Origin of the sequence: Veillonella parvula, assembly GCF_047241225.1 — a bacterium.
Classification (GTDB): domain Bacteria; phylum Bacillota; class Negativicutes; order Veillonellales; family Veillonellaceae; genus Veillonella; species Veillonella parvula_O.
In genome coordinates this window covers 129,350-144,862 of the sequence record NZ_JBKTIE010000001.1, presented here as the reverse complement: position 1 = coordinate 144,862, position 15,513 = coordinate 129,350, and the positions used below count along the sequence as shown (strand labels likewise).

Annotated in this window: 11 protein-coding genes; all 11 read right to left on the bottom strand. The window is 39.2% G+C overall.

Annotation, left to right across the window (positions count from 1 at the left end; translation table 11 throughout):
• Nucleotides 1-2 precede the first annotated feature (2 nt).
• Nucleotides 3-1,508, bottom strand: coding sequence for an acetyl-CoA hydrolase/transferase family protein (locus ACLRYO_RS00635; RefSeq protein ID WP_101928845.1), 1,506 nt, complete (start codon nt 1,506-1,508; stop codon nt 3-5).
• 521 nt (nt 1,509-2,029) lie between these two features.
• Nucleotides 2,030-3,268, bottom strand: coding sequence for an O-antigen ligase family protein (locus ACLRYO_RS00630; protein ID WP_101928844.1), 1,239 nt, complete (start codon nt 3,266-3,268; stop codon nt 2,030-2,032).
• Between the two features lie 9 nt (nt 3,269-3,277).
• Complete coding sequence (locus ACLRYO_RS00625; RefSeq protein ID WP_101928843.1) at nt 3,278-4,585, bottom strand: bifunctional folylpolyglutamate synthase/dihydrofolate synthase; 1,308 nt, start codon at nt 4,583-4,585, stop codon at nt 3,278-3,280.
• A 12-nt stretch (nt 4,586-4,597) separates the two neighbouring features.
• Nucleotides 4,598-7,255: a valine--tRNA ligase gene (locus tag ACLRYO_RS00620; RefSeq protein WP_101928842.1), complete on the bottom strand. Its 2,658-nt coding sequence runs from the start codon at nt 7,253-7,255 to the stop codon at nt 4,598-4,600.
• A gap of 20 nt (nt 7,256-7,275) precedes the next feature.
• Nucleotides 7,276-8,166, bottom strand: coding sequence for a twin-arginine translocase subunit TatC (tatC, locus tag ACLRYO_RS00615; RefSeq protein WP_413084612.1), 891 nt, complete (start codon nt 8,164-8,166; stop codon nt 7,276-7,278).
• A 1-nt stretch (nt 8,167) separates the two neighbouring features.
• On the bottom strand, nt 8,168-9,139 hold the full coding sequence (locus ACLRYO_RS00610; protein WP_004698598.1) for a polyprenyl synthetase family protein: 972 nt from the start codon (nt 9,137-9,139) through the stop codon (nt 8,168-8,170).
• A complete protein-coding gene (gene yihA, locus ACLRYO_RS00605; protein WP_024062006.1) occupies nt 9,136-9,834 on the bottom strand; it encodes a ribosome biogenesis GTP-binding protein YihA/YsxC in 699 nt (232 codons plus the stop codon). Before yihA ends, ACLRYO_RS00610 begins: the two co-directional genes overlap by 4 nt.
• The gene (gene lon, locus ACLRYO_RS00600) at nt 9,834-12,143 is read right to left on the bottom strand and encodes an endopeptidase La (RefSeq protein ID WP_156697640.1); all 2,310 of its coding nucleotides are present in this window, start codon (nt 12,141-12,143) and stop codon (nt 9,834-9,836) included. The genes yihA and lon overlap by 1 nt, the downstream gene beginning before the upstream one ends.
• A 65-nt stretch (nt 12,144-12,208) precedes the next feature.
• A complete protein-coding gene (gene clpX / locus ACLRYO_RS00595) occupies nt 12,209-13,462 on the bottom strand; it encodes an ATP-dependent protease ATP-binding subunit ClpX (RefSeq protein WP_004698679.1) in 1,254 nt (417 codons plus the stop codon).
• Between the two features lie 12 nt (nt 13,463-13,474).
• A complete protein-coding gene (clpP, locus tag ACLRYO_RS00590; protein WP_004696517.1) occupies nt 13,475-14,068 on the bottom strand; it encodes an ATP-dependent Clp endopeptidase proteolytic subunit ClpP in 594 nt (197 codons plus the stop codon).
• Nucleotides 14,069-14,104: 36 nt separating this feature from the next.
• Nucleotides 14,105-15,409, bottom strand: coding sequence for a trigger factor (gene tig, locus ACLRYO_RS00585; RefSeq protein ID WP_278618193.1), 1,305 nt, complete (start codon nt 15,407-15,409; stop codon nt 14,105-14,107).
• Between the last annotated feature and the right edge of the window lie 104 nt (nt 15,410-15,513).

Genomic DNA, 15,513 nt, shown 5'->3' with positions numbered 1-15,513 from the left:
GGTTATTTTTTCATGCTTCCAGTTTCTGTGAAGCGTTTATGCCAAGAAAGAGCTTCATCAAGCAACATTGGTGTATGGGCATCCTTTGTTGCAGCTAATGCTTTTTCTAGGTATTCAGTTAACATAGGTTTGTAGTCTGGGTGAGCACATTTTTCAATAATCAAACGAGCTCTTTCCACTGGGCTCAAACCACGACAGTCAGCAACACCTTGTTCTGTACAGAAAATCATAGTGTCATGTTCTGGATGATCCACATGGGATACATATGGAACGATAGAACTGATGTCGCCATTTTTAGCAACGGAGTTGGTACAGAAGATAGTGAGATATGCACTACGTGCAAAGTCACCAGAACCACCAACACCATTCATCATTTTGCTACCCATAATATGAGTAGAGTTTACATTGCCAAAAATATCAAATTCGATAGCAGTATTCATGGCAATGACACCAATACGACGAGCAATACCAGGGTTATTGGAAATTTCTTGCGGACGAAGAATAATTTTTTTACGATATTCATCAATATTCGCATAGAAACGTTTCAATCCATCTGGAGAAGGACTCAATGCAGTACCGGAACATACAGTTACTTTACCAGCATCGATCAAGTCAAACATACCGTCTTGAATTACTTCTGTATAAATAGATAAATCTGTGAAAGGCCCTTGAGCCAAGCCACTGATTACCGCATTTGCTACAGAACCTACGCCGGATTGCAACGGAAGCAAGTTTTTAGGCAAACGACCTTCTGCAATTTCTTGTTCAAAGAATTTGATAAGATGTTGACTCATTGCCTTTGCATCATCATCAATAGCAGCTAAAGGTCTTGTTGTATCAGGTACATCACTTGGAACCACAGCAATAATTTTGCTAGGATCACAAGGTATTGCTTCTGTACCGATGCGATCGCCGGCCTGTTCCAACGGAATTGGTTTACGATGTGGCGGATCCAACGGTTCATAGATATCATGCATACCAACTAAGGATAATGGTTGAGATACATTTACCTCTACGATAACCTTTTTAGCTTGACTAACAAATGTTGGAGAATTGCCAACAGAGGTAGTCGGTACTAAAGAACCATCTTCGTTGATTTGACATACTTCAATAATTGCTACATCTAAATCTCCGAAAAATCCATAACGAATATTTTGTGCCATTGTGCTTAAATGCATATCGATGTATTTAACATCTCCACCATTTAAAGCCTTTCTCATATCTTTATTGGTTTGATATGGAAAACGGCGATTAATACCATTAGCACGAGTTAACGCACCATCAGCTTCATCACCTACAGAAGCACCTGTCCACAAATCGATTTTGAATGGTTCTTTTTCCATTCTTTCTGCCAATGCCAATGGCACAACTTTTGCATAACCCGATGGTGTAAAGCCGGAAATACCAACTTTATCATTAGGGTTAATCAACTGAGCTGCATCATAAGCAGTGACAATTTTACCTTGCAGGTCCACATTTTTTACGCGGTCTTTGATGTCTATCACCATAACCATCTCCTTTAAGAGTAACATTGTTAAACGACAATTGAATCTCTTTGGTCTAATACGTTCCTTAAACCGACTTCATCGTAGTCCACATCCAATGTATTGTCAACTTATATGACTAAAATGTATTTTTTATCACACTTCGACTGTGCATTATGACTAAAACGCATAGGTTTTTACATTTTCACATAAGTTTTATTCACACCGATATAACTCACAGGAATTATCATTTTAATAGTATATATTGTTGTTTTTTATGCATATCGAACTATCTCAATACAACATATAGAGCCTTATCAATATAAAAAAAATAATATATACAAAACTGACTGCTACACCTCCTATAAAAATATAGATATACAAAAAACCGGTTTTCAAATGCAAGCAATAATGTTCAATTATCCTAACATTAGAAAACCGGTTAAATATACTTAAGCTTACCCTGCTAAGGTATATATAAATTATACCATACTATGAAATTATATCTCTACCATAAAACTTACTGATTATACAAAATGTACCTTTTACATATGTTTCTTTGTGGAAAGTTGTACTTTCACAAAGGCCCCAACCCAACCAAGGAGTTGCCAAAAAACAATAGTAACTTGATGGCTATAGAGCTCAAAATCAGACAATCCACTAAAAAGGACTCCGATAGCTAAAGCACCTATACCTATCTGTGCAGCTTGTCGGAACATATCCCCTTTCAAACGAACAGATGTAATAACATGACCGACGATAACTGCTAGGAATGATAGCAAGCCAGGAATACCTGTTTCAGCCAATATATTTAAATATAAATTATGGGCATGATACATCAACACATTAGGACCTTGAATGTAATAGTTATACTCTGGATAAACTAAGTAGAATGTATTCCACCCTATACCAAAGATTGGATTTTCTCGTACGATATACATTGTGCTGTCCCATAGAGCCCAGCGAAGATCTGATGACGTATCATGACCTTGGAATATAGACCAAAGTCGCGAAGCAACTTCCCCTTCATAGAAGTATAGAATTAGCGGTACCACTAACAAAGATAAGAATAGTCTTCGTTCTACGAAAATAGCCCAATACAGAATCATGGCCGCAAAACTAATCCAAATACCACGCGAATAGGTTAATAACATCGTTAAAAATAATACAATACCAATAATCAGCATTGTAACAACTTCACGAGTACGATTCTCTTTCATATAAACAAGAATATAGCTAATACATACACTTAATACCATCAATAGATAAGCCCCTAACAAGTTAGGATTTTGCAATGTAGACGCCATTCGACGCATCAATTTAGGAAATTGTGCTGCATCAACCCATTCTTTTATATGTATATTAGGAACAAATATATACTGATAGGCCCCGATTATGCATACAAGAAGGGCTGTACCTAAAAAGGCACGAAGAAAATAGTTCCACTGTTTAGGTGTTCGAATATAGGTACGAACTAAATAGTACATGCCCCCACCCGCCACAATTTGGTAGAACCAACTCTGAATAGACCAATCCCAGTTTGGTGACATTAACGACGATATACCTGTCCAGATAACAAAGATCATAACAGTCCAAGATAGATAACCGGTCGGCAGACTCAATGATTTACTAGAAATTAAATCATATAATGCTAGACCTATGGCCAACCAGAGAAGTACATCTCCCACCATTGGCTGAAGTGGCATCGCAATGACAACACCATAGATTAATCGTTCAATATAAAAAGTAATTCGTTTCTGATTAGGAATGAGTGAGAGCTCCATAATCTCACCTCAATGACTCATCTCATGGAAAAACCACTGACGAGCATCCCCTAGAATATATAAAGAACCACATACAGCAATGATATCACCATTCTTTGTATGTTTGTATGCTAAGGCTAACGCAGCCTCAACAGATTCTGCAGTTTGAGCCGTCACCTTAGGCACAGTACGGCGAATCACTTCAACCAAGCTCTCAGGTACCTCTGTTCTATCTGTTGGTGCAGGTACAACGAGGACTGTGTCGCCAGATTTAACCACTTCACGAATAATAGCCTCTTGGTCTTTATCTTTAAGGATAGCCATTACCACCGTTTTCGGTGTGTCCTTAAATAGTTCATTGTACGTCATGGCAAAAGACTCAGCCCCTGCCGCATTGTGAGCACCGTCAAATATAAAGGTACGATCTAAGCCTCGTTTAACTTCAAAGCGCCCCGCCCACGTAGTGCGGGCAAATCCTTCACGCATTGTTTCTTCACTGATGTTCGTATCCTCTTTCATCAACAGGCGTACGGCCATCAATGCACAAGCGAGGTTTACAGATTGATGAATGCCAGCCATCGTCGTAAACAACATAGCAGGTGCAGCATTGTTAGAACTAACCGTAATCATTTGACCACCCATTACAGCGCTGCGGCTATCAATACCAAAATCTTTATTAAAAACATAAAGCTTGGCATGTCGTTTTTTAGCTACGTCCTCAATGATATTAAGAGGTGTATCTTGTGCAGCTGTCACTACAGGCACCTTAGGTTTAATAATCCCCGCTTTATGGCGTGCAATTTCCTCGACAGTATCACCACAATATGCTTGATGATCTATTGTTACATTAGTAATAACAGATACTTTTGGAGTCACGATATTAGTAGAATCTAGTAAGCCCCCTAAACCAACTTCTACTACGGCATAGTCTACACCTTGCTCCTTAAAGAATAAAAATGCGGCAGCTGTTAATATTTCAAATTGTGTTGGCGCTTCTATTCCATTGTTAATAATAGTATCTACGGCAACCTTTACGCGACTAATTAATGTCCCAAAGGCTTCCTCTGTTATATTTCCATCATTAATTTGAATACGCTCCGTATAGGATTGAAGGTGAGGCGATGTAAATCGCCCCACCCGTAATCCACTTGTAAACAGTGCGTAGGAAATATATGAGGTAACCGAGCCCTTACCATTTGTACCTGTAACATGAACAATTTTATAATCTTCTTGTGGATTCCCTAACACATCCATAAGAGCCGTAATTCGTTCAAGGCCAGGTTTAATACCAAATGAAGATGCCTGCTCCAAATAGGCTAAGGCCTCCTGATATGTCATATAAACCTCCTATTATAAGGTTTCAAGGAACGCTTCACGTTCCAATAACGCTTGTTGTTTTTGTTTATATTCTTCTAACTTTTCTTTTTCTTTTGCTACTACAGCTTCAGGAGCTTTTGCTAAGAAGCCTTGGTTAGACAATTTACCTTCCAAACGAGAAATTTCTTTTTCCATTTGGATTTTTTCCTTTGCAATACGCTCTCTTTCTTTTTCACCGTCAATCAAGTCTTTAAGTAAGAGATATACTTCCATACCATTGACAACGGTTACAGTCGCATTTTCTGGTTTTGGATCATCGGTACCAAGAATTGTTACTTTCTCAGCCCAAGCCAATGTTACGAAGTAGTCACTATGTTCTGCTACAGTTTTAGCTAATGCTTCATCTGTTGGCGCTACGATAACCTCAGCTTTTTTACCTAAAGGCACATTCATTTCAGCACGCATGTTACGAATACCTTTGATAGCATCCATCATAACTTCCATTTGACGTGCTGCCCCTTCAAGATTATCGAATTTCAATGCTTCAGGCCATTTAGTAACAACGATGCTGTCCCCTTCGTGTGGCAAATGTTGCCAAATATGTTCAGTTACGAACGGCATGAATGGATGTAATAATTCGAGCATATGACGTAAGATTGTTACAAGTAAATATTGAACTGTACGACGATCACGTTCGTCGCTTTCACTATACAAACGAGGTTTCGCTAATTCAATGTACCAATCGCAGTACGTATTCCAAATGAAATCATATACGGAACTTGCCGCTTCACCAAGTTCGAATTTATCGAGATTAGATGTTACGCTTTGTACTGTTTCATTGTATTTTTGAACAATCCATTGGTCTGCTAATGTCAAATCATCTGCTGTTGGAACGAAACTTTCATCATAATTAGTAAGGTTCATCAATACAAATTTTGATGCATTCCAAATCTTATTGGCAAAGTTACGGTTAGCCTCAACACGTTCCATATAGAAACGCATATCGTTACCAGGTGTGTTGCCAGTTACAAGAGTAAAGCGCAATGCATCAGCACCATATTGGTCGATAACTTCAAGCGGATTAATACCATTGCCCAAAGATTTACTCATTTTACGGCCCTGGCTATCGCGAACAAGACCATGAATAAATACATGTTTAAATGGAATTTCATGTTCAAACTCAAGAGCCATAAAGATCATACGAGCAACCCAGAAGAAGATAATATCGTAACCAGTTACAAGCACACTTGTTGGATACCATTGTTTAAGTTCTGGAGTTTGCTTAGGCCAACCCATTGTGGCAAACGGCCATAAACCAGAGCTAAACCATGTATCAAGAACATCTGGATCTTGTGTAACATGACCGTGGCAATGAGGACATTCTGTAATATCTTCACGGCTAACGATAGTTTCACCACAGTCATCACAATACCATGCAGGAATGCGATGGCCCCACCACAATTGACGAGAAATCGTCCAATCGCGGATATTTTCAAGCCAGTTCACATATGTTTTTGTAAAACGTTCAGGAACGAACTCTACTTCGTGGTCTTTAACAACCTTAAGAGCGGGCTCTGCCAATGGTTTCATATCTACGAACCATTGTTTAGATACCATTGGTTCGATGATTGTATTACAACGGGAGCAATGACCTACTGCATGGTCATGATCATCAATTTTTTCAAGTAGGCCTAATTCTTTAAGTTCTGCTACTACTTGTTTACGCGCTTCTTCACGAGGTAAGCCATTAAATTTGCCAGCACCTTCATTCATTGTTGCATCATTGTTCATAACAACGATGGATTCCAAATTATGACGTTGGCCCATTTCAAAGTCATTAGGGTCATGAGCAGGTGTAATTTTTACACAGCCTGTACCGAAGCTAGCATCTACATAGTCATCGGCAATTACAGGAATTTCTCGATTAACAAATGGCAAGATCAATGTTTTACCAATGAGATCTTTATAACGATCATCATCAGGATTTACTGCTACTGCTACGTCACCAAACATTGTTTCTGGACGAGTTGTAGCAACAACAACAAAACGATTATCTTCACCTTTTACAGGATATTTAATATGCCATAAATGGCCATGTTCATCTTCATGCTCAACTTCAACATCAGATAACGCAGTGGCACAACGAGGACACCAGTTGATGATGCGTTCACCGCGATAGATCAAACCTTTTTCATAAAGACTTACAAATACTTCGCGCACTGCATGGTAATACCCTTCATCCAAAGTAAATCGCTCACGGTTCCAATCACAGGATGCGCCAAGGCTACGGATTTGTTTTACAATAGTATCACCATATTCTTTTTTCCATTCCCACACGCGCTCTACGAATTTTTCACGGCCCAAATCATAGCGAGATTTTCCTTCTTCTTTAGCAAGCATCTCTTCTACTTTGATTTGTGTAGCAATACCAGCGTGGTCTGTACCTGGCATCCACAATACATTGTAGCCTTGCATGCGTTTGAAACGGATGAGGATGTCTTGTAATGTGTTATCAAGGGCATGCCCCATATGCAACATACCAGTTACATTAGGAGGTGGTAATACGATACTAAATGGCTCTTTATTCGTGTCTACTTCTTCGTGAAAGTATCCTTGATTTTCCCAATAAGAATACCATTTGCCTTCTATTTCACCAGGATTATATGTGGTTAAATTTTCGTAGGTTTTCATCGTTCCTCCTAAAAGACTCCTTAGCGCTTCATAATTTTAGCCAATACAAATAGGCTTGTTTCATATAGCAATATCATAGGTAATGCAATCATCGTTTGCGAGAACATATCCGGTGTAGGTGAAATGACAGCACCTATGATAAAGGATATAAGAATAAATATCTTTCGCTTCGTTTTTAAAAAGCGTGATGTAATTAAGTTGAAATATCCCAAAATAATTAAGATCAACGGCAACTCAAAGATAAATCCAAAGGGCAGTACAAAGGATAATACAAAGTCCATATACTGACCAATAGAAAACATCGGCTGTAATTCATCTGTAGCAAAGCCCATAAAGAACCTCACTGCTGCAGGCAATACGAGAAAATAAGAAAATACAATACCTATCCCGAATAGACCAATTGCTACTGGTAAGATCCAGTTAGATAGCTGCTTTTCTCGCACAGTTAGTGCAGGCTTAACAAATAGCCAAATCTGATGCAATATAATGGGAGCGGCTATGACTAAGCCACCTACAACAGACACCTTCATATATGTAAGAAATGCTTCAGTAGGTCTCATATAATAGAGCTTGCCAGCCGGTTTTAGGAGTATTTCCAATAATAAGTCTACATAATAATAAGAAATACAAGTTCCCACAATAACTGCTACAGCTATTATAATCAATCGTTTTCGCAGCTCTGAAAGATGTCCTACAAGAGACAATTCCCTTGCTTCATCCATCATCTTCTGCTCTATAGCCGTATAAACTGGTTCATCTTCCACATCCTCAGGAATGTGTTGAGTTGCCACCTTATATCGTTCTTGCTCAGACTTTTGTTCTGCTTCACGCCGTTTTTGACGAACTACACTATCAAAAGAAGGTTTTTGCATGGGATATTCGAAATCCGATTTTGGTTCGAATGGTTCCATATTATACCTTTCTATCAGCCAGATTTTCTACAGCCATCACAAGAAATTCCTTCCCTGGGAAATCACGCACTGCAGCGAGTGCCGCTAGAGCATCTTTACAATATTTATCAGCTACAGCTAATGTATTATCAATTCCACCTTGAGCAATAACATAATCAATAATGTCTTGCTCATTACCACCATTATTTAAGCCTTTAATATCTTCAAGCAATTTATCTTTATTACCATCGTTAACGATGCTTAATAACGGATACGTCAATAGTCCCTCTCGAAGATCATTCCCTACAGGCTTTCCCGTTGTTTCCGCTGTTTCACGATAATCCATAATATCGTCTGTAATTTGGAATGCCATGCCTAATGCATGACCATATTTTTTCAACTCTATAATTTCATCCTCTTGCCAATCTCCTAAGAGACCACCAAGCTCCATACAGCCTTCCATGAAGTCTGCTGTTTTCTTTTGCGTCTTTGTCATATAACGCTCTATGCCTTGATCGATGCGATATACATCTTCCATTTGCATGAACTCACCTTCTACGAGGCATGTAATAATATGAGAGAATACTTGAAGATACTTCATATTCGTCATTTCAGATACGATTTTAAATGCTTTAGCAAATAAATAATCACCACTAAGGATAGCTACCTTATTACCTTTATGCATGTGAATTGTATCCTCCCCACGGCGAATTTCAGCTTGATCTAAAACATCGTCATGGATAAGTGTTGCTAAATGAAGCATTTCAACAGCCTCAGCAATTTTAATGCGTTGACGCTCTATAGATGTACCTGCATTAGCAATCAATAGACACAATTGAGCGCGCAAACGCTTACCACCTGCTGCTGATAACGGTCGAATCAGTGCATTGAAGTCCTCTGCACCGGTATTAAAAGATGATGCAAGAGACTCTTCGACATGCTCTAAATCTAGAGCAATGCGTTCCATAATCTCTAATTCGTTCGTTTGACTCATGCTTCATCTCCTACCAAAATTTTATTGATTCGTTGTTGTAAAAGCTCACGCCCAGTATGCTTTAAAGAGCTGTACAAAATCGGCGGGGTAGCCGTTGGATATAGCTCTTTAATAATAGACAAGTTTGCAGACTTTTCTTTAGCCGTCAATTTATCGGCCTTGGTCACTACAATTTGTAACGGAACACCAGCTTCGACGAGCCAATCAAAGGCCACCTTATCAATGGCCATTTCAGGATGGCGACCATCGATAAGTAAACACAACAACATCAATCGTTCAGAATGTAAAATATAATCGGCAATAAAGGAAGACCACAGATTGCGGTTTCCTTTATTTGTCTTTGCAAAACCATAACCAGGAAGGTCAACGAGAAACCAGTTATATCTGCGTTCCTCGGTTTCAGAAATATCCTCTTTTGATTCAATATCAAAGTAGTTTATCGTCTTAGTCTTACCTGGCTGACCACTAACGAGGGCTAACCCACGATAGTTACATAAAGAATTAATCAACGAAGACTTGCCCACATTAGAGCGTCCAAGGAAGGCGATTTCTACAGTATCCCCTTCAGGATATTGATCCGCCTTCACACAGGAAGTATTATATTTTGCAGCTATAATACGAGGCCCCTTTGGTTCTTTTCGTGTATATTGTGGTTTTGGGCCCATTGGTTTAGTGGATTTTTTCTTCTTTTGCATTACACAAGTGCCTTTGCTAATACTTCATCCATTGTCTTAACTGGCGTAATGATGAGGCCTTCTTTCACAATGTCAGGTAATTCTGCAATATCCTTTTCATTGCCTTTTGGAATCAACACCTCTTTTATACCATGAGACAAGGCTGCTAATAATTTTTCTTTTAAGCCGCCTATTGGTAATACACGGCCACGCAATGTGATTTCACCAGTCATGGCAATATCAGAACGAACCTTGCGGTTAGTCAAAATAGATACCATAGCTAATGTCATTGTAATACCTGCAGAAGGACCATCTTTAGGGGTTGCCCCTTCTGGCAAGTGAACGTGAATATCAAGCTTTTTATAAAAATCTTCTTCAATCTTTAAAGCTTTTGCATTATGGCGAATATAACTCATAGCCGCTTGACCAGACTCTTGCATAACCTTGCCGAGACTACCAGTTAAAGCCAATTTACCGGTACCATTCATAGTTGTAGCTTCACATGGTAATACTACACCACCAACAGATGTCCAAGCTAATCCATTTACATAGCCAACTTGTGCTTTCTTTTCTCGCTCTTGGTCAACAAAGATTGGTGCGCCTAAGAATTCGTGAAGATTCTTAGTAGTGACTTTTGGTGCGTCTCCGCCTTCTTCAACTACTTTGAAAGCAATCTTACGGCAAATCTTAGCAATTGTTTTCTCTAAAGTACGAACACCTGCTTCGCGAGTATATTCGGAAATTACCTTTCTTAACACAGCATCAGATAATTTAACCTTGTAATCTTCAAGGCCATTTTTCTTAATTTGCTTAGGTGTTAAGTAACGCTTAGCAATTTCTAGTTTTTCTTCTTCCATATAGCTGGACAACTCAATAATTTCCATACGATCTAACAATGGACCAGGAATATTAGATGCTACATTAGCCGTAGTAATCCAGAAAACTTCAGAGAAGTCGAACGGTACTTCGATAAAGTGATCACTAAATGTGCTATTTTGTTCTGGATCCAATACTTCTAATAACGCTGAAGATGGATCGCCTTTATAATCAGATGCTAATTTATCAATTTCATCCAATAAAAATACAGGATTCTTAGTACCTACATTTTTTAACCCCTGAATCATACGACCAGGTAAAGCACCAATATAAGTACGTCGATGTCCACGAATTTCAGCTTCATCACGAACACCACCTAAGGATGCACGGATAAACTTACGATTCATTGCTTTAGCAATAGAGGTAGCCAAAGAGGTTTTACCAACGCCTGGTGGGCCTACTAAACAAAGAATAGAGCCACTATTTTTACCGGTTAATTTACGAACCGCTAAAAATTCTAAAATGCGTTTCTTAACCTTTTCAAGGCCATAATGATCGGCCTCGAGCATAGCATAAGCGCCCTTGATATCTAAACGGTCTTCCGTTAATTCGTTCCACGGTAATGCCAATACCCAATCTAAGTAGTTGCGCAAAATTGTTGCTTCCGGCATCAATTGAGGCATGCGGCTGTAACGAGAAATTTCTTTATCAATACGCGTATGTACGTCTTCACTTAGGTTAAGTGCTTTTAACTTAACTCGTAGTTCTTCTGCCTCCTCCTCGGGATCTCCTTTATCACCCAACTCATCGTGGATAACGCGGATTTTTTCGCGCAAGAAATATTCCTTCTGCGCTTTTTCCATAGATTGACGCACTTGATTATTGATGGAATTTTCCAAATCAGAGATTTGTAATTCCATATTTAAAATGCCTACAATCATGTTAAGACGACGAGCCACAGATAATTCTTCAAGTAACTCTTGACGTTTCAAATTATTAATAGGCAATAGAAATGCAACTTGGTCAGCTAATTCACAAGGATTGCGTAATTCCATAACGCGCGTTACACCTTCATCAGTAACTGATTTAGCTTCTTCTGCCCATTCGCCAAATTTAGCTTGAACCAAACGACGATAAGCTTCAAGCTCTACATCGTCTTCAAATTCAGACGCCACTCGTTCATAGTCTCCTATATAATAAGGGTCCATGCTAGTAATATTCATAAGACGAATACGAGTGATGCCCTCTACAAGAACACGTACTATACCACCTGGTAAGCGCAACATTTGTTTAATTTTTACTAATGTACCCATTTGGGCTAAATCATGAACTGTTGGCGCATCTACAGCATCATCTTTTTGAGTTACGACGGCTAAAATGCGGTCCTCATTCATTGCGGCTTCCACCGCCTTAATGGATTTGTCTCGACCGATATCGAGGTGAATCACGATATTCGGGTATACTACCATGCCTCTGAGAGGTACGGTAGGGATCCCAACTTCGAGTAAATTCATACTTCCTCCAGGTATATATATTATGAAAAGAAACTCATTCCTACACAGAAATGAGTTTCTTCGAATTACGATTTCAACTGGATGTCTTGGTCTGCCTCATTTTTGAGTATAGGTTCACCTGTGCTTAATACGGATTCACGATTCACAATGCACTTAGTTACTTCCGGCATGGAAGGAACCTCAAACATTACGCGTTTCATCACCTTTTCAATGATAGCACGCAAACCACGAGCACCTGTTTTTCGCTGTAATGCTTCATCAGCGATTTCTTCTAATGCATCTTCAGTGAAAGTTAACTCTACACCATCAAGGGATAGAATTTTTTCATATTGTTTTGTTAATGCATTTTTAGGCTTTGTCAAAATTTGAATTAATGCATCTCTGTCTAATTGATCTAATGTCACCATTACAGGCAAACGTCCAATAAACTCAGGGATCAAACCAAATTTTAATAAATCTTCAGGTACAACATCTTTTAAGATAGCCGATATATTACGTTCTTCTTTACGCTGTACATCTGCACCAAAACCAAGTGTTTTCTTAGCGGTACGCTTAGTAATAACCTTGTCCATACCATCAAATGCTCCACCACAAATAAAGAGAATATTCGTAGTGTCGATTTGAAGCATTTCCTGATTAGGATGCTTTCTACCACCTTGAGGAGGAACAGAAGCAACGGTACCTTCTAAGATTTTAAGCAATGCTTGTTGTACACCTTCACCAGACACATCACGTGTAATAGAAGGATTTTCAGACTTACGAGCAATTTTATCGATTTCATCGATATAGATAATGCCACGTTCAGCCCGAGCTATATCATAATCTGCAGCTTGAATAATTTTGAGTAGGATGTTTTCTACATCTTCCCCCACATACCCAGCTTCAGTTAAGCTTGTAGCATCTGCAATAGCAAATGGTACTTCTAGCATTTTCGCTAAGGTTTGAGCCAATAGTGTTTTACCACTACCAGTAGGACCAATGAACAATACATTAGCCTTTTGTAATTCTACATCATCTACTACATTATCTGTTTGTAAGCGTTTGTAGTGATTATATACAGCCACAGCTAAAGAGATTTTAGCATCATCTTGACCAATAACATATTCGTCAAGATGAGCTTTAATTTCTCTAGGCGTTGGCAATTCTTTTAAATTGAAGTCGTCCGTCTCAACCGCACCCAACTCATCTGCAATGATGCGTTCACAAACTTCAACGCATTCGTCACAAATATACACGTTAGGACCCGCCACTAATTTGCGGACTTCTTCGCTTGTGCGTCCACAAAAACTGCAGCGCATAGTATCTTTATCTTTTGCCAAGGGGCGCCTCCATTACTTGCTTTCTACAGGTTCTCTTGTGAGTACCTCATCGATTAAGCCGTATTCAACGGCATCCTGAGCACTCATGAAGTTATCGCGATCTGTATCGCGAGCTACTACTTCAATATCTTGTCCACTGCGAGAAGCTAAGATACCATTTAACTCTTCACGCATGCGAAGAATCTCACGGGCATGGATTTCAATTTCAGATGCTTGCCCTTGCACACCGCCTAATGGTTGGTGAATCATGATGCGCGCATGAGGCAACGCATATCGTTTACCTTTAGTGCCAGCTGTTAAAAGCACAGCACCCATGCTCGCTGCAGAGCCTACACAAATAGTAGACACATCTGGTTTGATATATTGCATCGTATCATAAATAGCCATGCCGGCAGTTACAACACCGCCAGGGCTATTGATGTACAAATGGATATCCTTATCAGGATCCTCTGCTTCTAGGAATAACATTTGCGCAATAACCGCATTTGCCACATTATCATCGATGGGGCCACCAAGGAAAATAATGCGATCCTTTAACAAGCGAGAGTAAATATCATAGGAACGCTCTCCGCGTTCACCTTGTTCAACTACGATTGGTACATACATATAATCACCTTTTCATGTACCTAGTTGAGCAAACTATTATTCAGCCGCTTCAGCGCCTTTTGCATTATCAATAATGAATCGAGCTGCTTTTTTGCGAGCTACAGAGCCTGCCAACATAGCTACACGACCTTCTTTTGCAATAATATCCCAAACTTCTTTAGGATCTGCCCCAAAGTTTTGAGCCATAATGAAGATTTCACGGTTCATATCATCTGGAGTTACTTCGATACCTTCAGCAGTTGCAATAGCATCCAATACTAAATCAGCGCGTACGTTTTCAGCTGCGGAATCTTTGTATTCAGAGCGTAAATCTTCGATAGTTTTATTGGAGAATTTCAAGTAGTCATCAAGTTTCAAGCCACGGCCTTCCATATTCATAGCCAATTCTTGAATCATTTGTTCTACGCGATCTTTAATCATTACTTCTGGGATTTCTACAGTTGCATTTTTAACAGCTGTTTGAATCAAGTCAGCATTGTAAGTATCGATTGCACGACGGGAAGCTTCTTCCTCCATTTTAGTGCGAAGATCTTTTTTCAATTCTTCAATAGTTTCGTAAGAGCTTGCTTCTTTTGCAAATTCATCATTCAATTCAGGCAATTCTTTACGTTTAATATCATGGATATGAGTTTTGAATTCTGCTTCTTTACCAGCAAGTTCTGCTACGAAGTAGTCTTCAGGGAATGTTACTTTTACAGTTACATCATCACCAGCTTTAGCGCCAATTAATTGATCTTCGAAGCCAGGAATGAAGCTACCAGAACCGATTTGTAATGGGTAGGATTTACCTTCACCACCATCAAAAGGTTTACCATCAACGGAACCAGCAAAGTCGATTACTGCGAAGTCATCTTTTTGAATTGTAGCGCCTTCTTCAGCAACAACCATTTTTGCTTGTTGTTCACGAATATTGTTCAACTGTTCTTCGATTTGTTCATCAGATACTGTAGCATCTTGTTTTTCTGCTTCTAAGCCTTTGTAATCGCCAAGTTTAACTTCAGGGCGTTTAGTTACAGTAGCTTTGAAAATCAAATCTTTGCCTTCTTCGAATTGTTCTCGTTTGATTTCAGGTTCAGATACAGGCACAATATCATTTTCACGAAGTGCAGCACTATAGTTTTGGCTAGCCAATACTTCAAATGCTTCTTCCAAGATAGCTTCTTTGCCGAAGTTCATTTCCAAAATACGGCGAGGCGCATGTCCTTTACGGAAGCCAGGGATGTTCACTTGACCTGCAATGCGTTTTACAGCTTGTTTAATGCCCTTATCTACTTCTGCTGCAGGTACTTCAATAGTTAACGTTACTACGTGTTGATCAACAGGATTTACAGTTGCTTTCATTTAAAATATGTCCTCCTCGAAGGGCAATATGCCCAAATTTCTGTAGTATATTATGCACTCCTAATAATAACATAAATGCAAGGTCAATGCAATTCTTCTCAATA